Source organism: Mycobacterium talmoniae (assembly GCF_001854525.1).
Classification (GTDB): domain Bacteria; phylum Actinomycetota; class Actinomycetes; order Mycobacteriales; family Mycobacteriaceae; genus Mycobacterium; species Mycobacterium talmoniae.
In genome coordinates this window covers 1-19,553 of the sequence record NZ_MLQM01000045.1, presented here as the reverse complement: position 1 = coordinate 19,553, position 19,553 = coordinate 1, and the positions used below count along the sequence as shown (strand labels likewise).

The window sequence follows — 19,553 nt, the reverse complement described above, 5'->3', positions numbered from 1 at the left end:
ACGTGACCATTGCACCGATTCGGAATGAACCGGCGCTGCCGGCCGGCTACGGACCGCTGTCGACAACGGTCCACAACTGGCTCACCGGACCCGCACCCCATGTCAGCGACTTCGACGGGCTGGCGAGCAACGCCGACCCCTACGGTCTGGATCTGCAGCTGGCGCTGTATCTGTGCTACGAGCTGCACTATCGCGGGTTCGCCGGTGTCGACCCGACCTGGGAGTGGAATCCCAGCCTGTTGCAGCTGCGCGCCCAACTCGAGCAGTTATTCCTCGCCGGGGTGCGTCGTGACGTCGGTCCGATCCCGCCGCACACCACCGCCGCCGACGAAATGGACGCGCTGAGCGTCGAACCCGTCGAGGGCACCGGGCTGTCCTGGTATCTGCGGGACGCCGGAACCTGGCCGCAGATGCGCGAATACTTCGTGCACCGGTCGTTGTACCACCTCAAGGAGGGCGATCCGCACGCCTGGACCATCCCCCGGCTGATCGGCCAGGCCAAGGCGTCGTTCGTGGCGGTCGAATTCGACGAGTACGGGGCCGGGCGCGGCCCACGAATTCACCAGCAGCTGTTCGCCGACCTGATGGCCGCGGCCGGGCTGGATCCAAACTATCTGGCCTATCTCGACGCGGTGCCGGCCGAGTCGCTGGCAGTGGTGAACCTGATGTCGTTGTTCGGGTTGCACCGGCGCTGGCGGGGCGCCGCGATCGGGCATTTCGCGTCGACGGAGATCACGTCCCCGCCCGGTTCGCGCCGGCTGGTCGCCGCATTGGCCCGGATGCAGGCACCGGAACCGTGCGTGGCGTTCTACCGCGAGCACGTGGAAGCCGACGCGGTGCACGAACAGGTGGTGCGCACCGACGTGGTCGGCGACTTGATCGCCCGGGAGCCGCAGTTGCAGTCCGATGTGGTGTTCGGGATCCGGGCCCGCGAGGTGGTCGAGGACCGCCTCGCCGAGAAGATGCTGACCTCGTGGCGGGAGGGGCGCACGTCGTTACGCGGACCCTTGGACTGACCGGCAGCGCCGATGGCTGGTGTCGCACAGCGGGTAGTTCTTGCTGCGTCCGCAGGCGCAGATGGCCACCATGAAGCGGTCGGATTCGACGACGCCGTCGGGGGTCTCGATGCGCGCCGGGCCGGACACCAACACCGGGCCGTTACGCACCACGCGCACGTGCGTCATTGCCGCCGCTCCTCCTCATCGCTCTGCTCTGCGTCGTCGTCGGCGGGTGTCATGGCTTATCCGCCCGGATGACGACCAGCTGCTCTTCCCGGCAGCCACGCTGGATGCGGCCGGTGCGCTCCAACCAGGCCGCGTGCGCCGACAGCACCGGGCCGAACGGAATCACCTGCGAGGCCACGATTTCGGCCTCCAGCCGGGCCGACCGCAGCAACGCCAACGACCGGGGCACGTTGGCGAACACCGACTGCACCAGCAGCAGGGATCCGCCACCGCACAGCAGGCGGGTGGCCGATACGCACAGCGGGTCGAGCACGGCCCGGCCGTCCACACCGCCGTTCCACGACCATTCCGGGCCGCCGGCAGTCGGGATCGGGCCGGCGTCGGCGGGGGTGGGCACATACGGCGGATTGGACACGATGACCTCAAACGGCGGATCGCCCAATGCGCGGGTCCAGGGGCCTTCCCGGATTTGCACGTCGACCCCGGCGTTGCGGGCGTTGCTCCGCGAGCACCGCACCGCCCGCGGGCAGATGTCGAAGGCGGTGACACTGGCCGCCCCCAGTTCGGCCGCGGCGATCGCGACGATGCCGCTGCCGGTACACAGGTCCAGCACGCGGCGGTGCCGGGCCAAGTCGGCGCGCTCCAGCGCGGTGATCAACAGCCGTGAATCTTCCTGCGGCGCATAAACACCGTCGACGGCCAGGGTGTCGCACCAGCGGGGGCCGGTGGTCAGCGTAGTCACCCGGCGGGTTTACCCGGTACCGACCAGAAGCAAACCGCGCCGTGCGGTTTACCCATCCCCCCAACGGGTAAAGAGCCCCTATGGGCAAACCGCAAGTGGTGGTGGTCACCGGTGCGAGCGCGGGAATCGGTCGGGCGGTGGTGCGGTTGCTGGCGAAACGCGGTGCCCGCATCGGCTTGCTGGCCCGCGGCGCCGCCGGCCTGAACGCGGCGGCCGCCGAGGTCCGCGCGGCCGGCGGGGGGACGCTGCCGATCCCTACCGACGTGGCCAACTACGACGAGGTCGATGCGGCCGCAACTCAGGTGGAGGAACGGTTCGGCCCCATCGATGCCTGGATCAACGTCGCGTTTACGTCGTTGTTTGCGCCGTTCGCGGTGATCGGCCCCGACGAATACCGTCGCGTCACCGATGTGACGTATCTGGGGTTCGTGTACGGCACCATGGCCGCACTGCGGCGGATGCGCCCGCGCGACGCCGGGGTCATCGTGCAAGTCGGCTCGGCGTTGGGCGTGCGTGCGATCCCGCTGCAATCGGCCTACTGCGGCGCCAAGCACGCGGTCAACGGGTTCACCGAATCGCTGCGGACCGAACTGCTGCACGATAAAAGCAAGGTCCGGATCACCGTGGTGCAGATGCCGGCGGTGAACACCCCGCAGTTCTCCTGGGTGCGCTCCCGGCTGGACAAGCATCCGCAGCCGGTGCCGCCGATCTACCAGCCCGAGGTCGCGGCCCGCGGTGTGATGCACGCCCTGGATCATCCGCGGCGCAAACAGTACTGGGTCGGCGCCAGCACCGTGGGCACCATTCTCGGCCAGCGGCTGGCTCCGGCGCTGCTGGACCGTTACCTGGCCCGAACCGGGTACGACTCGCAGCAGACCGACCAACCGGTGAGCCCGGATCGGCCCGCCAACCTGTGGGAGCCGGTAGACGAAGGCGACGACTACGGCGCGCACGGCGTCTTCGACAGCCGGTCCCACCCGCGCTCCGCCCAGCTTTGGGCCAGCCGGCATCGCCGCTCGCTGCTGGGCGCTGGCCTGCTGACGACCGCGGCGTTGGCGGCGTCGTACGGGGCCGCCCGGGTCGCCGCCGCACCGCCAGATTGAACTCATGTAGAAAAAGGTCGAGTGGCCCCCTGCGTGACGTCAATCTCGCGTGACGGGTCCGATGACCATCACGGCGCATCCCTTAGGTGGGGGTCTTGTGGCGCGGGATGAACTCCTGGACCTTGACCTTGATGCCCTCCTTGATGAGACCAAACGCGTCCTCATCACCCTTGAGCACCGCGGTGGCGGCGCTTTTCATCTGCTCGAACGTGGCATGCGGCGGCACCGGCGGGATATTCGGGTCACAATGCACATCGAGCACCGTGGGCCGGTCGGCACCCAGCGCCCGCTCCCACGCCGAGGGGATCTGGCCGGGATCGGTCAGCGTAGCCGAAGCCAAGCCCAGGCTGTCGGCGAACTTGGCGTAGTCCACACTCGGAATTGTCTGCGACTCAGGAAATTTCGGCGCACCGGCCATGGCGCGCATCTCCCAGGTCACCTGGTTGAGGTCATTGTTGTGCAGCACCGCGACGATCAGCCTCGGATCGGCCCATTCCTGCCAGTAGTTCGCGATCGTGATCAGCTCTGCCATCCCGTTCATCTGCATCGCGCCGTCGCCGCTGAACACGATCACCGGGCGGTCCGGGTGGGCGAACTTGCCGCCGATGCCATACGGGACGCCGGGGCCCATCGTGGCGAGGTTGCCCGACAACGAGCCACGCATGTTGCCGCGAAACTTCAGATTGCGCGCATACCAGTTCGCCGACGATCCCGAATCGGCGGTGACGATCACGTCGTCGGGCAGCTTCGGGGACAGTTCGGAAAACAACCGCATGGGGTTGAGCGGTTCGGCGTCCACCTCGGCTTCCATCGCCATCGTTTCCCACCAGCGCCGCACATTCTGCTCGACGGTGTCCCGCCAGGAGCGGTCGGACTTGCGTTGGATCAGCGGGATCAGCGCGCGCGCCGTGGCCGCCGCGTCCCCGACCAGGTTGACCTCGTTGGGATAGCGCATCCCGATCAACGCGGGGTCGATGTCGATCTGCACGCCGCGCGCCTGGTCGTAGCCGGGCAGGAACTGGGTGTAGGGAAAGCTCGAGCCGATGGTGAGCAGCGTGTCGCAGTCGCGCATCAGCTCGTAGCTCGGGCGGGTGCCCAGCAGTCCGATGGCGCCAGTCACCCAGGGCAACTCGTCGGACAGCACGTCCTTACCGAGCAGCGCCTTGGCCACTCCCGCACCCAGCAGGTCGGCCAGCTCGGTGACCTCCTCGACCGCCCCTCTGGCGCCGCAGCCGACCAGCATGGCAACGCGCTCGCCCGCGTTGAGCACCTCGGCGGCCCGCTGCGACCCGTCGGGTGCGGGCCCGATGTCGGGCCACTCGAACCCGAGGCTGGACGGCACCATCTTGAACGCGTGTGTCGGCGGAGAATATTCGAGCTCCTGCACATCGGCGGGGATGATGACCGCCGTGACCGTGCGTTTGGTCAGCGCGGTGCGGATGGCGCGGTCCAGCACATTGGGCAGTTGCTCGGGGACCGTCACCATTTGGACGTACTCGCTGGCCACATCCTTGTACAGGCTCATCAGATCGACTTCTTGCTGATACGAACCGCCCATCGCGCTGCGATTCGTCTGCCCGATGATGGCCAGCACCGGCACCCGGTCGAGCTTGGCGTCGTAGAGGCCGTTGAGCAGGTGGATCGCGCCCGGACCCGACGTCGCTGCGCACACCCCGAGCCGCCCGCTGAACTTCGCGTAACCGACCGCTTCGAATGCGCACATCTCCTCATGCCGGGCCTGCACAAACTTCGGCTTGTTGTCGGCACGTCCCCAGGCGGCCAGCAGACCGTTGATCCCGTCTCCCGCGTAGGCGAAAACCTTGTCGATCTCCCAATCGCGCAGCCGTTCCAATACGAAGTCGGAAACCAAAGCGCTGGCCATTACACACCTCTTTCCACAGCGAGCGGACGTTCAAGGGGGGTATTACCCACAACACGGCGGCCTTAGACGCACTGCCGCCAACTCGGCGCTCACCCCGGCCCCTCAAACCGCCCGCCGGGCCACGCGGCGGCCGGCGCTGCGCGCGGCACGCAGGTCGGCGACGAACTGCCGATAGGTTTCCTCGCGCTGATCACTGCGGTCGCGCACCACCGCCGATGGGTGCACGGTGGCCACCACCATCGGCCGCTGCCGCACCCGCAGCTCAACCTCCGCGGGCAGGTCGAGCACCTCGCCGCGTCCGGTGGAGACCCGAAACGCCGTTCCCAGCAAGGCTTGGGCCGCGGTCGCGCCCAGGCACACGATCACCTGCGGCCGCACCGCCTCGATCTCGGCGATCAGCCAGGGCCGGCATGCGACGACCTCGGTGCGGCTGGGCTTCTGGTGGATCCGCCGCTTGGTCTCCTTGCGGGTGAACTTGAAGTGCTTGACGGCGTTGGTCTGATAGGTGCGCTCCGGGTCGATGCCGGCCGCGTCGAGGGCGCGGGCCAGCAGCCGCCCGGCCGGACCCACGAACGGGTGTCCTTGGCGGTCCTCCTGATCACCGGGCTCCTCGCCGACCAGCATCAGCGGTGCATCGCGGGGACCTTCGCCGAACACGGTCTGGGTGGCGTTCTCATAGAGCGTGCAGCCCCGGCACCCGCTGGCGGCGTGCCGCAGCGCCGGCAGCGTCCGATTCTCCGGCAGGTAGCGCCCCGCCCCCGGCGCTTTGGTGGTCGCCATCGTCGGGCCTCGGGCTTACGCGGCGAACTCGGGCGCGACTTCGGATTCCCAGAAGTCGAAGAACCGGTCCTGGTCGGGCCCGATTTGTTGGACATACACCTCGTCGAAGCCGGCCTCGGTGAAGTCGCGGATCCGGTCCAGGTACAGCTTGGCGTCTGGGCCGCAGGGCACCGCCTGCTCCACCGCGGAGGCCGGAACCAGGCTGGACGCCTGTTCGAAATGCGTTGGGGTGGGCAGTATCTGACCAAGTTCGCCGGGCAGCTGTTCGGTGGACCACAGTTCGTGGGCGGTGCGCAGGCCGTCATCCTTGCTGCCGGCGTAGCACACCTTGAAGCCGGCTTGGGTGGGTTTACCGGCCCCGCCGCCGCCGCGAAATTCCGTCACCAGTTCGGCCGAGGGCATGGTGCACACAAAGCCGTCGCCGATCCGCCCGGCCAACTGGGCGGCGGCCGGCCCGTACCCGGAGATGTAGATCGGCGCCGGCTCGGCCGGCAGCGTGTACAGCCGGGCGTTTTCCACCGTGTAATACCGGCCGCGGTGGTTGACCTGTTCGCCGGTGAACAGGTCCTTGATCACCGCCACCGCCTCCTCGAGCATGTCGCGCCGCACCGCCGACGTCGGCCAGTGCTGGCCGGTGATGTGCTCATTCAACGCCTCCCCGGTGCCCACCCCCAGGGCGAAGCGGCCCTCGAGCTGGGCGGCGCTGGTGGCGGCCGCCTGCGCGACGACCGCCGGGTGGATGCGCATGATCGGACAGGTGACGGCGGTGGTGACCGGCAGCGAGCACGCCTGGGACAGCGCCCCGATGACCGACCAGACGAACGGGCTGTGGCCCTGCCGGTCGGTCCACGGGTGGAAGTGATCCGAAATCCACAGCCGTTGGAACCCAGCGGCCTCGGCCCGAACCGCTTGACGGACCAACTCGTTGGGATGGAATTCCTCGCAGGACAAAAAGTAGCCGAGTGTCGTCATGACCTGGGGCATACCCCGCGTGCCCGCGATTAATCGCCGCGGCCGGCGGGTAGCCCACGGACGTCCGAGAAATACCGCAACGGATGGGAGACGCGATGACTGCAGAAACCGGTCAGGTCACCGGCACCAAGGACCGCGACTACGACCTGATTTGGTTCGTCGAGACCTGCCTGGACAACGCGCTGCGGATGGACACCTACATCGCGGACGCGGACCGCACCGGCGACGCCGAATTGGCCGACCTGTTCCGGCGCGCCCAAAACGCCAGCCGCAAGGGCGCCGAAGAGGGCAAGTCGCTGCTCACCCAACGGCTGCGCGGCTGACCAGCATGCCGGACCGGCCGCTGCTGCGGGGCTGTGCCGTCGTTGCCACCGCGGCCGCCCTGGGCGCCGCGGGCTGTTCGTCGCCGGGCGCCACGCTGGAGCGCTCCCCCGAGGTGGTGGTGACCGCGCTTGAGGCGCCCCTGCACGACCCGGTCTGGTCCTATCGGCGGCACACGCTGGTGGGGCTGACCGACGATCACCGAGTGGCCGAGGTCGCCAACCCGGCCCGACCGGATGCGATCCGCACCCGGGTGTCGGCGCCGATGGACGCCGGGCGCAACCTGCAGATCAGCCAGAAGGACGACGCGACGGTGTTCGTGCCGCAGCCCCAGCACGGCACCGTCGCCGTCGTCGACCTGGCCAGCCTGACCGTCCTGGAGGAGTTCGATGCTGGACCGGCGCCGGCCTACCTCTCCGAGGACGCCGGGCAACGGGTGCTACTGGCGTTGGCCGCCGACGGATCGTCGGTGACCCCGGTGGATCAGTACGGCTGGAAGAAACTGCCCACCGCGCCGGTCAGCGGCGCCCCGGCAGAGTTCATTGACGGCGCCAACCGCGGCCGCGCGATCGACTACCACCTGTACGGACCGTCGGGAATCCACTACTACAAGGGGCCGTCGTCGCCGCCCAAGGAGCGCGGCAGCCTGGCGATGGACGTCGTCGCCGCCGCCGGTGACGGCACCAAGGTGACCCGCAGCTACGTCGCCGCCCGCGACCAGGGGGTGCTGTACGCGGTGGATTCCGGCCGGGGCGGCGAGGGCCTGGAAGTGGTGGGCACGGCCCGGTTACCGTCGGCGCCGATCCGGTATCTGGGCACCGATGACACCCGGGTGTACGCCGCCACCGACCACGACGTGGTGGTGTTCGAAGCGGCCAGCGTCACCGGCTACCGGCAGCACACCATCCCGATCGTTTCGGTGATCGACTACCGCAGCGGACTGCCGGCCGGGGCGAAGTCGGCGCCGCTGTCCGGGATGGCGGTCGGCCCGCACCGGGTGTACCTGACCCTGGCCGGGCAGGCGCATCTGGTCAGCGTGACCAAGCCGCGGTTGTGAGGGAGGTCCGATGAGCGCCGCGCCACAACAGCACGAGGCCACGATCAGCATCGACGATGACGTGGCGGTGCTCACCGAGCAGATCGACGCGCTCAAGCGCCTGGCTGAGCAGGACACGGTGAGCGCCGAACAGATCTACGACATCAGCATCCGGTGGGGCACGGCGCTGGCCGGGCGGCTACCCCGGCTGGTCTACTACAGCTCGCTCGGGGCGCTCGCCGACACCGACCAGCGACGGTTTGGGGAACTGTGCGACGAGCTTTCGGCGCTGACACCGCTGGTCACCAAGTGGGGGCTGGCTCGTCCCGTATTGCCAGAGACGCCGACCGCTTCCGCCGGGTGAGCGAAGGGAGAACACCGATGGCACAACACGACGCGTCGTCCCCGTACCAGCCCGACCCCGGCGATGCGGTGAACCCGGATGTCGCCGCGGGCGTCGGCGCGGAGGACGTGGACGAGGAACGGATCGGCCTGGACCCGCTCGAAGAGGGCATGGATCCCCCGGAACGGTGGACGGGCAGCGACCGGTTCGGGGTGAGCGCCGACGAACAACGCGAGGGCGAAAGCCTGGAGCAACGGCTCGAGCAGGAGGAGGCCGACGTCTGGGTCGACGAAGCCCAGCAGCCCGAGCCCGACCTGAGCCGGCAACAAGCCGACGAGGCCGGTGGCTCGGTGGCGCGCGGGCTGCGCACCCCCGACGACGCCGGATGAAGCTGGCGCCGATTGTGCGGTTTCATACGCGATATGCCTGGCAGGCGTATGGATTCGCACAGTCACGAACGCTCTGGCCCGCGACGACCCCGCTACCCGCGCGGCCCGGTCGTTTGGACTGCCGACGCGCCGATCTCCTGCACCAGCCCCGAGCAAAAGGCGGGCAGGTCATCGGGTTTGCGGCTGGACAGCAGTGTCGACGGGCCAGCATCGCAGCGGACGAACTCGGCGTCGACCCAGTCCCCGCCGGCGTTGCGGATGTCGGTCTGCAGACTGGGCCACGACGTGATCCGGCGACCGGCAACGACATCCGCCTCGATCAACGTCCACGGCCCGTGGCAGATCACCGCCACCGGCTTGCCCGCATTGAAGAACTCCTTGACGAAGGCCACCGCGCGCGGAGCGGTGCGTAACGCGTCGGGGTTGGCCACCCCGCCGGGCAGCACCAACGCGTCGAAATCGTCGGCGGACACGTCGTCGACGATCCGGTCGACGTCGAATTGATCGCCGCGATCGAGGTGGTTGAACGCCTGCACGGTCCCGGTATCTGTCGACACCAGCGTGGCTTCCCCGCCGGCGGCGGTGACTGCCTGCCACGGTTCGGTGAGCTCAACCTGTTCGGCGCCCTCGGGCGCGACCAGAAAAGCGACCTTGCGGCCCTGTAGCGGTGTGGACATGAGATCCCCTTATCTGTGTGTGGTCTCGCAAGGGAATACCCGACTATCGGCGCAACTAACCGGTAGCGGGCGCGTCGCCGGACTGAGCGGTGCCCGGTGGACCGCCAGTGCTATCGCGGGTGGTATCAGGTTGCCGCAGTGGAGATTTGGTGGTTATCCACAGTTGCGGATTCATCCACAAATTGCCGAATCCGGACTGACATTCGCACATTTGTTCGGTAGACTCTGTGGTATGGCTCACACGGATCAGGTGCAACTCCCCGCACAAGCGGCACGCGCCCAGATCCGCGCCGACCTCGACCTCATCGACGCCGCCCACGCACGGTTGCGCGCCGCCGACACCGACCTAGTCGGCAACGCGTTTCGCGTCGAAATGGCCGACCGGCTCGAAACCCAACACCGCCTCAACCGCGGCCTGTCCTACCGGGTGTTCGGCGAAATCGCCGACCCCGCCGACGGACCCCTCGACCCCGCGCTGCCCCCAGCGCTGAGCATCCAAGACCTGCTCTGGAAACGGCTGCGCATCCCCCGCCCCGAAATCCGGCGCCGCTTCCGGCTAGCCGCCCGCATCTGCCCGCGCCGCAGCCTCACCGGACCACCCCTACCCCCGCAACTACCCGAGCTCGCCGCCGCGGTCGCAGCCGGACACCTCGGCGACGACCACATCACCGCCATCACCAAAGCCCTCGACCACCTCCCGACCACCACCACCCCCGACCAACGCGACACCGCCCAACACGCCCTGGTCGGCCACGCCAAACACCAAGACGCCCCCTTCGTGACCGCCGTCGGCAACGCCATCCGCGACGTCATCAACCCCGACGGCGACTACACCGACGACGACCGCGCCCGGCGGCGCAGCCTCACCCTGGGCCCACAAGGCCCCGACGGCATGAGCCGGCTCACCGGCTGCCTCGACCCCGAAACCCGCGCCTACCTCGAAGCCATCTTCGCCGCCGTACGCCCCGGCCACCACCAACCCAACACCCCAACAGATGGCGCCCAACCCCGCGACCTGCGCACCGCCGCACAACGCCGCCACGACGCCCTCAAACTCGCGCTACGCCACGCCCTGCAAACCCAAGGCTTAGGCACCCACCGCGGCATACCGCTCACCGTCATCGCCACCACCACCCTGGCCGACCTCAACCAAGCCATCCACGCCATGAGCGACCCCACCATCCCCATGCCGCCCCCCGCGCGCACCGGCGGCGGCTCAAGGCTGCCCATGCGCGACCTGATCCGCATGGCCGCCAACTCCATCCACTACCTCGCCGTATTCGACAACCACTCCCACCGCCCGCTCTACCTCGGCCGCAGCCGCCGCATCGCCACCCTGGATCAGCGCATCATCTGCTACGCCCGGGATCGTGGCTGCACCCGACCCAACTGCACCGAACCCGGCTACCACTGTGAAGTCCACCACGCCAACGACTGGAGCAAAGGCGGCCGCACCAACGCCGACGAACTGCACTTCGCCTGCGGCGGCGACCACACCGGCGCCACCAACGGCCACTACACCACCACCATCACCAACACCGGCCGCCTCGCCTGGACCGACGGCACCACCCCACCAGAAATCAACCACCTCCACCACCCCGAAGAACTCCTCCACAACAACGACGACGACGACCCCTAGCGCCGCTACAGCCGGCGAAACTCGTTTTCGTGCAAGACGACTCCGGTGCGCGGCCGGGCGCAGTCGCGGCTGCGGCAGGTCAGCGCGATCATGTAGGCGTCGGTGTCTTCATCGAGGAACAGAAATCCCAGATACAGCGCGGCGCCGACCTCGAATTCCGTGCCGCCGCAGCTGTCGCAGTGTCCCTTTTTCGCGGCGATCTGGTCGAGGACGCGGTGCCGCTCAGGCGAATCCAGTTCGATGAGCTCGGGACGAACCATCACCTCGTCGGGCACGGGCGGCATCTCAGATCTCCACGTCCTTGTCGTAGTGGATGTTGTCCTCCCGCCAGCCGCCCAAGCCGTGGCCGATGCCGGCGAAGTCGTTGACCAACTCGATCTGGTTGATCCATTTGGCCATCTTGAAGCCCACCTGGGTTTCCACCCGCAGCCGCAGCGGCGCACCGTGTTTGATCGGCAGCGGCCGGCCGTTCATCTCGTAGGCCAAGATGGTCTGCGGCTTATGGGCGAGTTCGAGATCCATCACTTCGTAGAACTGTCCCGTCCCGTCCGCGCTGGGTTCGTCGCGGCCACAGTCCTGCATGGTCAAAAAGCAGATGTACCGTGCCTGCGGCAGCGGTCGCACCTCGGCCAACAGCCGACTCAGATGGATCCCGCTCCACTCCCCGATGCTGCTCCAGCCCTGCACGCAGTTGTGCAGGACACGCTGGCTCTGTGGTTCACCCAGCGCCCGCAGCGCCGACAGATCCAGGGTGACCGGGTTTTCCACCAGGCCGCCGACCCGCAGCCGCCAGTCGACGAAGTTGTGCACCGCCATCACCTTGTACTCGGTGGTGCAGGGCGGTTTGCCGTTGACCCGATGTTCCTCGGACAGCCTGCGGGCCGGGTAGTTCTGCCGGGAGTTCAACGGCCGCAACAGCACCAGCCGTGCCCCGGTGACGATCCACCCGAGGATGCGGCGCACCTGCACGGGTCGGCGCAGGCTCCACTGGGTGGCGGCCACGTGGATGGCGATCACCGCGCCGATGATCAGCAGCGACAGCGTCGTCGCCCAATAGATGTTGCGGACCGAGCCGAAGATCATCAACGCGGTCAGCTGCCCCCAGCTCCAGAAGAAGATCATCGACAGGTGGATCACGATGAACACCAAAAACGCCACCAGGCCCAGGAAATGCAGGCTGCGCGCCCATTGCCGGCCACCCCACATCCGCACATACCAGGGGAACCGGGCCTCGATCGCCGGTGATTGCGCGGCCCCGGTCAGGATCATGAACGGCGCGAGCACGAAGACCACCCCGGCGTAGGCCAGCTTCTGCACCGCGTCCAACGGTTCTCCGGGCAGCAGCGGCGGCAGGTTGAACGTCATGTAGGTAACGATGTCGTTCCACGCCTCCGAGAAGATGGACCACGAATACGGCCAGTACCGGTGCCACTGCCCGGTGGCGAATAACAGGATGTAGTAGGACAATCCGACCAGGATCCAGCCGATCACCGCGAAGAAGTGCCAGTGCCGCCCCATGCCCAGTTTCTTGTGGCCGGGCAACGCGACCAGTGAACTGTAGTGCTCCTCTTCATCGAGGGTGTCGTAGATCTTGTCGGTCGGCATCACCTTGGGGGTGAACCGCGCCCACTCGGTGCCCGGCTTGCTGTCCTCGTTCCAGTACAGCTTGGGGTGCGTGCCGAGGATCTCAATTCCGCTGCGGATGACCAGCGTGACGAACAGCAGATTGAGCCAGTGATCCACCCGCAGCCATACCGGGTAGTCCAGCGTTGTCATCTCAGTCCCGCCAGTTCTGCCGTTGCGGATAGGCGACATTGATGCCGGACAGCACCGTCGCGTGCAGTCCGATGAAGGCCGCCGCGAATGCCATGGCGAATGTTCCCGCGGCGACATCCCAGCGGCCGGTCAGCGCGCCGAGCGCCGGCAGCGCCACGAACCGGCTGATCAGGTAGATGCCCAGAAAGACCAGGCAGACCAGGCTGCCCAAATACCAGCCACCGCTCCTCCCCCACGCCGTCGCCGCGGCGGCCACCAGGCAGCCGGCGGCCAATACCGCGGCGTAGACGACGAAGTAGGCCGGTAACGCCGGCTGGGTGGCCAGCAGGTAACCGTGCAGCGCGACGATCGCCAACAACAGCGTGCCCCCCACGGCGGTCACGGTCCGCGGCAGATTGAAGGCCACCCACCCGTTGAGCGTCAGCAGCGGCGACGACCAGAGGCGCCGCCACCCTCGGATGACCAATGTGCCCACCAGAGCTAAATACCCCGGCCCCGGTGGCAACAAACGCGCCGCGGTCGCGGCCAGGTATACGTGCTGCGCTGCGCGGGTAGTCCGCGACCATGACGATCACCGCGGGCGCACCCGTTCCCGTCGACGCCGTCGAGGCGGCGGCCTACACGATTCCCACCGACGCCCCGGAATCCGACGGCACCCTGGCGTGGGATTCGACCACGCTGGTGCTGGCCACCGTCCGTGCCGGCGGCGCCACCGGGATCGGCTACACCTACGCGGGTACCGCGGTGGCGACTGTCATCCGCGACAAGCTGGCCGGCGTCGTCACCAGGCAGGATGCGCTGCAGCCGCCGGCCCGATGGGCGCAGATGCTGCACGCGGTCCGCAACCTGGGTCGGCCCGGAGTGGTCGCCCAGGCGATCGCCGCGGTCGACATCGCGTTGTGGGACTTGCGGTCCCGACTGCTCGGTGAGCCGTTGGTGGTGGCGCTGGGCGCGGTCCACGAGAGCACCCCGATCTACGGCAGCGGCGGGTTCACCTCCTACGACAACGACACCCTCCGGGAGCAACTGACCGGCTGGGTGTCCGCGGGGATCCCCCGGGTCAAAATCAAGGTCGGCCGCCATCCCGACGTCGACACCGCCCGGCTCGGGGCCGCGCGGGCGGCCATCGGTTCGGGCACCGAGTTGTACGTCGACGCCAACGGCGCCTACAGCCGCAAACAGGCGCGGCTGTGGGCGCACCGTTTCGACGACCACGACGTCCGGTGGTTCGAAGAGCCGGTGAGCTCCGATGACCTAGAGGGCCTGCACCAGCTGTGCCAGCACGGTCCCGCGGGGATGGATATCGCCGCCGGCGAGTACGGCTACGACCTGCCCTACTTTCAGCGGATGCTGGACGCGGGCGCGGTGGACTGCCTGCAGGTCGACGTCACCCGGTGCCTCGGGATCACCGGGGTGCTGCGGGTGGCCGCGCTGTGCGACGCCCGCAGCCTGGATGTGTCTTTGCACTGCGCCCCGCAGATCAGCGCACACGTCGGCGCCGCGGTGTGGCATCTGCGGCACCTGGAGTACTTCCATGACCACGTCCGGATCGAGGGCATGGCGTTCGACGGCGTTCTTGATCCGCGACCCGGCGGGGTGCTGCGCCCGGACCGCAGCGCGCCTGGTCACGGTTTGAGCGTCAAGCGCGCCGACCTCGATCGGTTCCGGGTGAGCTAGGGCGTCACCGGCACTGCGTCGACGCGCTTTTCGCCGCCGCCGAACTGGTTGGTGGCAATTACCCATCTGTGCAGTGTTAACGCACCGCAGCCTCGGTTGTGCTTAACTTATGGGTGGTTAACGGCAGGCACGGGCGTTCAGCAGCAAGCGTCGGTCTGGTAGGCCGCTTCCGGCACAACCCCGACAATGGCGATGTCAGGGTGTACCCGCTTGGCATCGTCAGACCGTGGCGTTGACCGCTAGCTAACTGAATCCACGAGGGTCTCTGGGCGCGAGAAGGCGGGTACGCGGGTGGTCGGGGATGTCGATGCTCAGTTCGGCGAGCAAAGCGGTGGCGACGCCGGGGGCCAGAGCGGCCTGGATCTGGTCGTCGGCCAGGGTGAACCGCAACGGGTGGGCCGGTTCCGCTACTTTCTCGACGGCCAACGCTGGGAGTGGTCGGACGCGGTAGCCCGCATGCACGGCTACGAACCAGGAGCCGTGCAGCCGACCACCGAGTTGCTGCTACAGCACAAGCACCCCGAGGACCGGCCGCAGGTGGCGGCCGTGTTGGACCGGGTCGGGCACGGCGAACCGTTCAGCAGCCGACACCGCATTATCGACGCCGGCGGCCGCACCCACTGGGTGATCGTCGTGGGCGATCGCATGCTCGACGACACCGGCACCGTGATCGGCACCGCCGGGTTCTACACCGACGTCACCGAGGCCTTGCAGTCCGACGTCAGCACCGCCGTCTCCGAGGTCGCCGAATCCCGCGCGATCATCGAACAGGCCAAGGGCGTGCTGATGGTCGCCTACAGCATCTCCGCCGACCGGGCATTCGACATCCTGGTGTGGCGCTCCCAAGAGACCAACGTCAAGGTTCGCGACCTGGCTGCCCGTTTCCTATCCGCCCTGTCCGGCAAGTTGCCGCCCGGTGTGCTCTCCGACATCGACCACACCCTGCTCACCCTGGAATGAGGATGACCTCCCCCTGCTTCGGGTAGGCGCTGTCCCACACGAGGCACCGAAGCGGACGACGCACCTGCGCTCCCGGTACGGGGCTATCGGCTGGCCGCGTCACGGCTCACCAGCCGCCGCGCGATGTCGATCAACGGCGTGTTGGAGTTCTGCGACAACCGTTTCAGTAGTTCGAACGCCTGCACCGCGTCGATGCCGAATCGCTCCATGATCATGCCTTTGGCTTGGCCGATGATGTCGCGGGAGGCCAGCGCGCTGCGGAACTGCTCGTCGCGCCGCACCATATGCCAGACCAACGCGACATGGGTGGCTAGGACCAGACCCAGTTCCACCGCATCGTCGTCAAAGGCATGCGGTTGTTCGGCGTGGAAATTCAGCGCCCCGCTCGTTCCATCACTGGCGAACAACTGAAAGGCGAGCGTGGACCGGATCGGCGTTTCTGCGGCCACGTCGCGGCAATATCGTGGCCAGCGCTGCTCATCGACGACACTGTCGAGGCGAATCAGCGAATGCTCCCATACCGCGGACAGGCATGGCCCCTCGTGGTGGCGCTGCGAGATCTCATCGAGCAAAACCGGCAAGGGGCCCGTAGCCGACACGGTCTGCACGCTTCCGTCCGGCGCGGCAACGGTGATGCCGGCATGCTGAGCCCCGATCATATGGCGCAGCGAACTCGCAGTTAATTCGTCTAGGACCGTGTCGGCATCCGCACCGCGCGGGTGCTCGAACGTCTGCACCAGATCCGCCAGCTCGCTCATGAGGTCGCTTCCCCCGGCGCCCCCCGAACTTTCGCTGGGCGGCGGCGTTGCTCCGCGAAACGGTGACATCGCGCTCCCATCTCGGTCGGCGACAACTACTTTGGCGATCCTCGCGGATGCCGCCGCATTAGAGCGCTAGTCGGTGAGTACCCGCAATTAACCACGTCGACGTATTCGGATTCAGCATATGCACCAAGCCTTCCCCCCGCCAGAGCCCGCGTTAGCTGGTCTCATCGACCCACAGACCGCCGTTCATCCACAGGAACGGTTCCGAACCAGGAATTGGGTGTCCGCGGGCCGGATCGGTCACCGAAGCTGTCGCCATGACGAACCGCGAGCAGCCGTTCCTTGGCAGTGAGGCGTTGGCTACCCGGGTGCTGCGTCAACATCAATTGCGGACCCGGTTCCGGGCCGTGTTTCCCGACGTCTACGTCTTGCGCGGTCCAGACCTCACCGTGCAGCAGCGCGCCATGGCGGCCTGGCTGTGGTCGCATCGACAAAGCGTGCTCGCCGGGTTGACCGCCGCGGCCTGGCAGGGCTCGAAATGGGTCGACGAGCGGCTGCCGATCGAGCTGATCTGCTCGAATACCCGACCACCACCTGGAATCCGCACCTCCGCCAGGCACCTGGAGGCCGACGAGGTCGGCGTCGTCGCGGGAGTTCCGGTGACTACGCCGACACGCACCGCATTCGACATCGGTCGCCGCGGGACGATAGGGACTGCGGTGGCCCAGCTCGACGCCCTGATGCGGGCCACCGGCGCCAAAGCACCCGACATCGCCGAGCTGGCCGACCGATACCGCGGCGCACGGGGCCTTCGGCAGCTGGAAACCGTGCTGGAGTTGACCGATCCCGGCGCCGCATCGCCGAAGGAAACCTGGTTGCGACTCTTGCTGATTCGGGCCGGTTTACCCCGGCCAACCACCCAGATCCCGGTCGTCGGTCCAGACAGCGGCAAGACGTACTACCTCGACATGGGTTGGGAAGAGGTGATGGTGGCCGTCGAATACGACGGCGAGCAACATCGCCTCGACCCCTGGCAATACAAAAACGACGTTCGACGTCGCGAGGAGATCGACAAGCTCAGCTGGATCGTCATCCGCGTACTCGCAGGCGATCGTGCCGCCGATATCCTGCCGCGAGTCACCGACGCGCGGGCCGCTCGACTAGGGCGGCCACGCTAGCGGCGCCGAGCCTGAACTGGCGGCGCCGAGCCTGAACTGGCGGCGCCGAGCCTGAACTGGCGGCGCCGAGCCTGAAACCAAGGCGTCCAGACTGAACCCACGGCGCGTTTCCGGCTCGATTCGCACTGAGGCTTCAGCCTCGGCGCGCTCAGTTCAGTCTCGAGGCCCTAGACGCAGCCTCGAGGCGCTCACTTCAGTCTCGACGCCCTAGACGCAGCCTCGAGGCGCTGAGTTCAGCCTCACCGCCGCCTGAGCGCATGACGCCGACCGCAGCAACCACCGGGTTTGCTGCGGTCGGACGCTAATGCGGGTTAGGCCCCAGGGGGCCCAGGCGGGCCTACCGGCCCTGGAACGCCAGGGGCTCCAGGCATACCTGGTGCACCAGGCCCACCGGGCGGACCGGGAATGCCAGGGCCACCGGGTCCACCAGGCGGACCCACCGGGCCGGGAGCGCCGGGCCCACCAGGCGGACCGAGCGGGCCAGGAGCGCCGGGAGCGCCGGGGCCACCAGGCGGCCCCACCGGGCCGGGTGCGCCGACGTCTCCGGGCGGTCCGGGAGGTCCAGGCGGTCCGGGCGGCCCAGGAGGACCAGGCGGCGGCTCTTCGAAAGGTGCAAAGCTCTGTCCTGGCGCGCCGGTGCTGGTCGTCGCCGTCGCCGGGGCGACACCTACGACAGCCATAGCCCCACTAACGGCCAGTGCAGCCATACCTGCGCCGATCATGCCTAACGGATAGCGGTGTGTGTTTTTGTCTTCGATCATGTCGGTTCCTATGTCGATTGATCTCCGGACCGGGTACGCATACCCGTCGAAGAGGCGACGAAACCTGAATCTCCTGCCTCATTTCATCCCGATCGCGCCGCCGGGGTCGTGACGCCTGGGGCACCGCGCCCGATCGACACCGCACTGTTGTCGACGCTCAGCGTGTCGGTCCAGCCACACCCAGGCATTTCGACACCGCGGCAGATCATTCGAAACTTCTTGCTTACCAAGATGATTGCTCCCGAAGAGGCTGGCGTGTCGCGCGGATGGCTGACCGGGCGCAGGTACACCAGCGCTGCGAACCCGCAGCACATCGGAGTAGATGTCGGTGTAGATCGACACCCGGTCGGGTAATGCAGTAACCATGCCCGCCTCGATCCCGCCCCGCGCGCTGACCGGTCGCCTTGAGCAAGCCAAGGCATTGGACGTGCCGGCGCAAGCGATTGCGAAAAAGGTGCGTCAGCTACTAGCACCGCAGGGCCTCAAAGAGGCGGTGAGCGGCACCCGGTTAGGCCATCCGGTGCATCCGCCGCTCACCGATCTGGTCATCGGCACGTTCACGTCGGCGACGTTGCTGGACTTGCTCGCGCCGCGCACCGGCGAGCAGGCGGCGCGGCGGCTGATCGCCCTGGGCATCGGGGCCGCGATCCCCACCGCGGTAACCGGGTCCAACGACTGGGCCGACACCGAGTTGTCCGATGCGACCGTCCGCCGAGTGGGGCTGGTGCACGCCGGCGTCAACGACGTCGCGTTGCTGCTCTATGGCGCCTCATGGGTTGCCCGGTGGCGGGGCAAACGGGCCAGGGGTGTGCTGCTGGCGTTGGCCGGCGCCGCGGTGCTCCAGGCCGGTGGCTACCTCGGCGGTCATCTGTCCTTCGTGCGCGGGGTGGGGGTCAACCAAACCGTGTTCGACCCGGGCCCGGCCGAGTGGACGGCGGTGGCTACGGCGAGCGAACTCACCGACGGACAACCGCAGTCGGTTGAAGCCGCCGGCACCCCGCTGCTGGTGGTCCGCAACGCCGGCGTCATCCATGCCATCCATGACCGCTGCAGCCACCGCGGCTGCCTGCTCAGCGAGGGCGAACTCGACGGCGACGTGGTGACCTGTTCCTGCCACGGCTCCCAGTTCGACGTCCGGGACGGGGCGGTGCTGCGGGGCCCGGCCATCACCGGCCAGCCGACCTTCCAGACCCGCGAGAACAACGGACAAGTCGAGGTGCGCATTGTCAGCCGGGGCTAGAGGCAATGCCGCGCAGTTAAGGTTTGCGGCTTGTTGTCAACCGTCGAGGATTTCGATGGTGATGGTGGTTGTGTAGTTGGTGCGGTCGATGGTGCCTTTGGCGCAGTGTTTGGAGATGGCGCGTTCGAC

Annotated in this window: 22 protein-coding genes; 11 read left to right on the top strand and 11 right to left on the bottom strand. The window is 67.8% G+C overall.

The features are described from left to right. Positions 1-2 precede the first annotated feature (2 nt). The gene (locus BKN37_RS10855; RefSeq protein ID WP_071025437.1) at positions 3-1,016 is read left to right on the top strand and encodes an iron-containing redox enzyme family protein; all 1,014 of its coding nucleotides are present in this window, start codon (positions 3-5) and stop codon (positions 1,014-1,016) included. On the opposite strand, the gene BKN37_RS10850 is transcribed toward BKN37_RS10855, so the two are convergent. Together BKN37_RS10850 and BKN37_RS10845 are read right to left on the bottom strand one after the other, a co-directional pair. Further along, entirely contained in the window at positions 996-1,184 is a 189-nt protein-coding gene (locus BKN37_RS10850) for a CDGSH iron-sulfur domain-containing protein (protein WP_071025409.1), read from the bottom strand. The two genes, BKN37_RS10855 and BKN37_RS10850, sit on opposite strands and share 21 nt — an antisense overlap. A gap of 49 nt (positions 1,185-1,233) precedes the next feature. After that, positions 1,234-1,917 (bottom strand): HemK2/MTQ2 family protein methyltransferase, encoded by a 684-nt coding sequence (locus tag BKN37_RS10845; RefSeq protein WP_242657203.1) that lies wholly within the window; start codon positions 1,915-1,917, stop codon positions 1,234-1,236. A gap of 89 nt (positions 1,918-2,006) precedes the next feature. Between BKN37_RS10845 and BKN37_RS10840 the strand changes: the two genes are divergently transcribed. Next, positions 2,007-3,029: an SDR family oxidoreductase gene (locus BKN37_RS10840; protein WP_071025403.1), complete on the top strand. Its 1,023-nt coding sequence runs from the start codon at positions 2,007-2,009 to the stop codon at positions 3,027-3,029. An 82-nt stretch (positions 3,030-3,111) separates the two neighbouring features. Here the strand turns inward: BKN37_RS10840 and BKN37_RS10835 are convergent, their stop codons facing one another. The 3 genes from BKN37_RS10835 to BKN37_RS10825 form a co-directional block, all read right to left on the bottom strand. Further along, positions 3,112-4,911 (bottom strand): thiamine pyrophosphate-requiring protein, encoded by a 1,800-nt coding sequence (locus BKN37_RS10835; RefSeq protein ID WP_071025400.1) that lies wholly within the window; start codon positions 4,909-4,911, stop codon positions 3,112-3,114. A gap of 102 nt (positions 4,912-5,013) precedes the next feature. Further along, on the bottom strand, positions 5,014-5,691 hold the full coding sequence (locus tag BKN37_RS10830; RefSeq protein ID WP_071025397.1) for a UdgX family uracil-DNA binding protein: 678 nt from the start codon (positions 5,689-5,691) through the stop codon (positions 5,014-5,016). A 15-nt stretch (positions 5,692-5,706) separates the two neighbouring features. Beyond that, the gene (locus BKN37_RS10825) at positions 5,707-6,663 is read right to left on the bottom strand and encodes a TIGR03557 family F420-dependent LLM class oxidoreductase (protein WP_071025434.1); all 957 of its coding nucleotides are present in this window, start codon (positions 6,661-6,663) and stop codon (positions 5,707-5,709) included. 95 nt (positions 6,664-6,758) lie between these two features. Here BKN37_RS10825 and BKN37_RS10820 point away from each other — a divergent pair, with 95 nt between their 5' ends. The 4 genes from BKN37_RS10820 to BKN37_RS10805 are packed head-to-tail and all read left to right on the top strand — an operon-like array spanning position 6,759 to position 8,752. Continuing rightward, positions 6,759-6,986: a hypothetical protein gene (locus BKN37_RS10820; RefSeq protein WP_071025430.1), complete on the top strand. Its 228-nt coding sequence runs from the start codon at positions 6,759-6,761 to the stop codon at positions 6,984-6,986. A 5-nt stretch (positions 6,987-6,991) separates the two neighbouring features. Continuing rightward, a complete protein-coding gene (locus BKN37_RS10815; RefSeq protein ID WP_071025394.1) occupies positions 6,992-8,041 on the top strand; it encodes a YncE family protein in 1,050 nt (349 codons plus the stop codon). A 10-nt stretch (positions 8,042-8,051) separates the two neighbouring features. Further along, complete coding sequence (locus BKN37_RS10810) at positions 8,052-8,384, top strand: hypothetical protein (RefSeq protein ID WP_071025390.1); 333 nt, start codon at positions 8,052-8,054, stop codon at positions 8,382-8,384. A 17-nt stretch (positions 8,385-8,401) separates the two neighbouring features. Beyond that, positions 8,402-8,752 carry a hypothetical protein gene (locus tag BKN37_RS10805; protein ID WP_071025385.1) on the top strand — a complete coding sequence of 117 codons (351 nt, stop codon included), beginning with the start codon at positions 8,402-8,404 and terminating at the stop codon, positions 8,750-8,752. Positions 8,753-8,844: 92 nt separating this feature from the next. Here the strand turns inward: BKN37_RS10805 and BKN37_RS10800 are convergent, their stop codons facing one another. Next, a complete protein-coding gene (locus BKN37_RS10800; protein WP_071025382.1) occupies positions 8,845-9,429 on the bottom strand; it encodes a type 1 glutamine amidotransferase domain-containing protein in 585 nt (194 codons plus the stop codon). A gap of 232 nt (positions 9,430-9,661) precedes the next feature. Here BKN37_RS10800 and BKN37_RS10795 point away from each other — a divergent pair, with 232 nt between their 5' ends. After that, the gene (locus BKN37_RS10795; RefSeq protein ID WP_071025379.1) at positions 9,662-11,068 is read left to right on the top strand and encodes a DUF222 domain-containing protein; all 1,407 of its coding nucleotides are present in this window, start codon (positions 9,662-9,664) and stop codon (positions 11,066-11,068) included. Between the two features lie 5 nt (positions 11,069-11,073). Here BKN37_RS10795 and BKN37_RS10790 read toward each other — a convergent pair whose 3' ends face one another. Genes BKN37_RS10790 through BKN37_RS10780 form a run of 3 tightly spaced genes read right to left on the bottom strand, consistent with a single transcriptional unit; the run spans position 11,074 to position 13,322 of the window. Then, positions 11,074-11,352 carry a hypothetical protein gene (locus tag BKN37_RS10790; protein WP_071025377.1) on the bottom strand — a complete coding sequence of 93 codons (279 nt, stop codon included), beginning with the start codon at positions 11,350-11,352 and terminating at the stop codon, positions 11,074-11,076. 1 nt (position 11,353) lies between these two features. Then, positions 11,354-12,844: a molybdopterin-dependent oxidoreductase gene (locus BKN37_RS10785; protein WP_071025375.1), complete on the bottom strand. Its 1,491-nt coding sequence runs from the start codon at positions 12,842-12,844 to the stop codon at positions 11,354-11,356. 1 nt (position 12,845) lies between these two features. Continuing rightward, positions 12,846-13,322, bottom strand: coding sequence for an oxidoreductase (locus BKN37_RS10780; protein ID WP_071025427.1), 477 nt, complete (start codon positions 13,320-13,322; stop codon positions 12,846-12,848). A gap of 86 nt (positions 13,323-13,408) precedes the next feature. Between BKN37_RS10780 and BKN37_RS10775 the strand changes: the two genes are divergently transcribed. After that, the gene (locus BKN37_RS10775; protein ID WP_071025372.1) at positions 13,409-14,521 is read left to right on the top strand and encodes an enolase C-terminal domain-like protein; all 1,113 of its coding nucleotides are present in this window, start codon (positions 13,409-13,411) and stop codon (positions 14,519-14,521) included. 357 nt (positions 14,522-14,878) lie between these two features. Continuing rightward, the gene (locus BKN37_RS10770) at positions 14,879-15,481 is read left to right on the top strand and encodes a PAS and ANTAR domain-containing protein (protein ID WP_242657202.1); all 603 of its coding nucleotides are present in this window, start codon (positions 14,879-14,881) and stop codon (positions 15,479-15,481) included. An 83-nt stretch (positions 15,482-15,564) separates the two neighbouring features. Here the strand turns inward: BKN37_RS10770 and BKN37_RS10765 are convergent, their stop codons facing one another. Beyond that, positions 15,565-16,239, bottom strand: a complete 675-nt coding sequence (locus BKN37_RS10765) for a GAF and ANTAR domain-containing protein (RefSeq protein WP_071025365.1) — start codon at positions 16,237-16,239, stop codon at positions 15,565-15,567. Positions 16,240-16,562: 323 nt separating this feature from the next. Between BKN37_RS10765 and BKN37_RS10760 the strand changes: the two genes are divergently transcribed. Next, positions 16,563-17,423 (top strand): hypothetical protein, encoded by an 861-nt coding sequence (locus BKN37_RS10760; protein ID WP_071025362.1) that lies wholly within the window; start codon positions 16,563-16,565, stop codon positions 17,421-17,423. 337 nt (positions 17,424-17,760) lie between these two features. On the opposite strand, the gene BKN37_RS29135 is transcribed toward BKN37_RS10760, so the two are convergent. Further along, positions 17,761-18,039, bottom strand: coding sequence for a hypothetical protein (locus tag BKN37_RS29135; RefSeq protein ID WP_071025359.1), 279 nt, complete (start codon positions 18,037-18,039; stop codon positions 17,761-17,763). 509 nt (positions 18,040-18,548) lie between these two features. On the opposite strand from BKN37_RS29135, the gene BKN37_RS10750 reads away from it, so the two are divergent. Next, on the top strand, positions 18,549-19,424 hold the full coding sequence (locus BKN37_RS10750; protein WP_071025356.1) for a Rieske (2Fe-2S) protein: 876 nt from the start codon (positions 18,549-18,551) through the stop codon (positions 19,422-19,424). The last annotated feature ends 129 nt before the right edge of the window (positions 19,425-19,553 follow it).

Bases quoted from the DNA above. Each gene is read 5' to 3' on its own strand.
- BKN37_RS10850 (WP_071025409.1), bottom strand. From the start codon at position 1,184: ATGACGCACGTGCGCGTGGTGCGTAACGGCCCGGTGTTGGTGTCCGGC.
- BKN37_RS10840 (WP_071025403.1), top strand. From the start codon at position 2,007: ATGGGCAAACCGCAAGTGGTGGTGGTCACCGGTGCGAGCGCGGGAATC.
- BKN37_RS10835 (WP_071025400.1), bottom strand. From the start codon at position 4,911: ATGGCCAGCGCTTTGGTTTCCGACTTCGTATTGGAACGGCTGCGCGAT.
- BKN37_RS10830 (WP_071025397.1), bottom strand. From the start codon at position 5,691: ATGGCGACCACCAAAGCGCCGGGGGCGGGGCGCTACCTGCCGGAGAAT.
- BKN37_RS10825 (WP_071025434.1), bottom strand. From the start codon at position 6,663: ATGACGACACTCGGCTACTTTTTGTCCTGCGAGGAATTCCATCCCAAC.
- BKN37_RS10820 (WP_071025430.1), top strand. From the start codon at position 6,759: ATGACTGCAGAAACCGGTCAGGTCACCGGCACCAAGGACCGCGACTAC.
- BKN37_RS10815 (WP_071025394.1), top strand. From the start codon at position 6,992: ATGCCGGACCGGCCGCTGCTGCGGGGCTGTGCCGTCGTTGCCACCGCG.
- BKN37_RS10810 (WP_071025390.1), top strand. From the start codon at position 8,052: ATGAGCGCCGCGCCACAACAGCACGAGGCCACGATCAGCATCGACGAT.
- BKN37_RS10805 (WP_071025385.1), top strand. From the start codon at position 8,402: ATGGCACAACACGACGCGTCGTCCCCGTACCAGCCCGACCCCGGCGAT.
- BKN37_RS10800 (WP_071025382.1), bottom strand. From the start codon at position 9,429: ATGTCCACACCGCTACAGGGCCGCAAGGTCGCTTTTCTGGTCGCGCCC.
- BKN37_RS10795 (WP_071025379.1), top strand. From the start codon at position 9,662: ATGGCTCACACGGATCAGGTGCAACTCCCCGCACAAGCGGCACGCGCC.
- BKN37_RS10790 (WP_071025377.1), bottom strand. From the start codon at position 11,352: ATGCCGCCCGTGCCCGACGAGGTGATGGTTCGTCCCGAGCTCATCGAA.
- BKN37_RS10785 (WP_071025375.1), bottom strand. From the start codon at position 12,844: ATGACAACGCTGGACTACCCGGTATGGCTGCGGGTGGATCACTGGCTC.
- BKN37_RS10775 (WP_071025372.1), top strand. From the start codon at position 13,409: ATGACGATCACCGCGGGCGCACCCGTTCCCGTCGACGCCGTCGAGGCG.
- BKN37_RS10765 (WP_071025365.1), bottom strand. From the start codon at position 16,239: ATGAGCGAGCTGGCGGATCTGGTGCAGACGTTCGAGCACCCGCGCGGT.
- BKN37_RS10760 (WP_071025362.1), top strand. From the start codon at position 16,563: ATGACGAACCGCGAGCAGCCGTTCCTTGGCAGTGAGGCGTTGGCTACC.
- BKN37_RS10750 (WP_071025356.1), top strand. From the start codon at position 18,549: ATGCCCGCCTCGATCCCGCCCCGCGCGCTGACCGGTCGCCTTGAGCAA.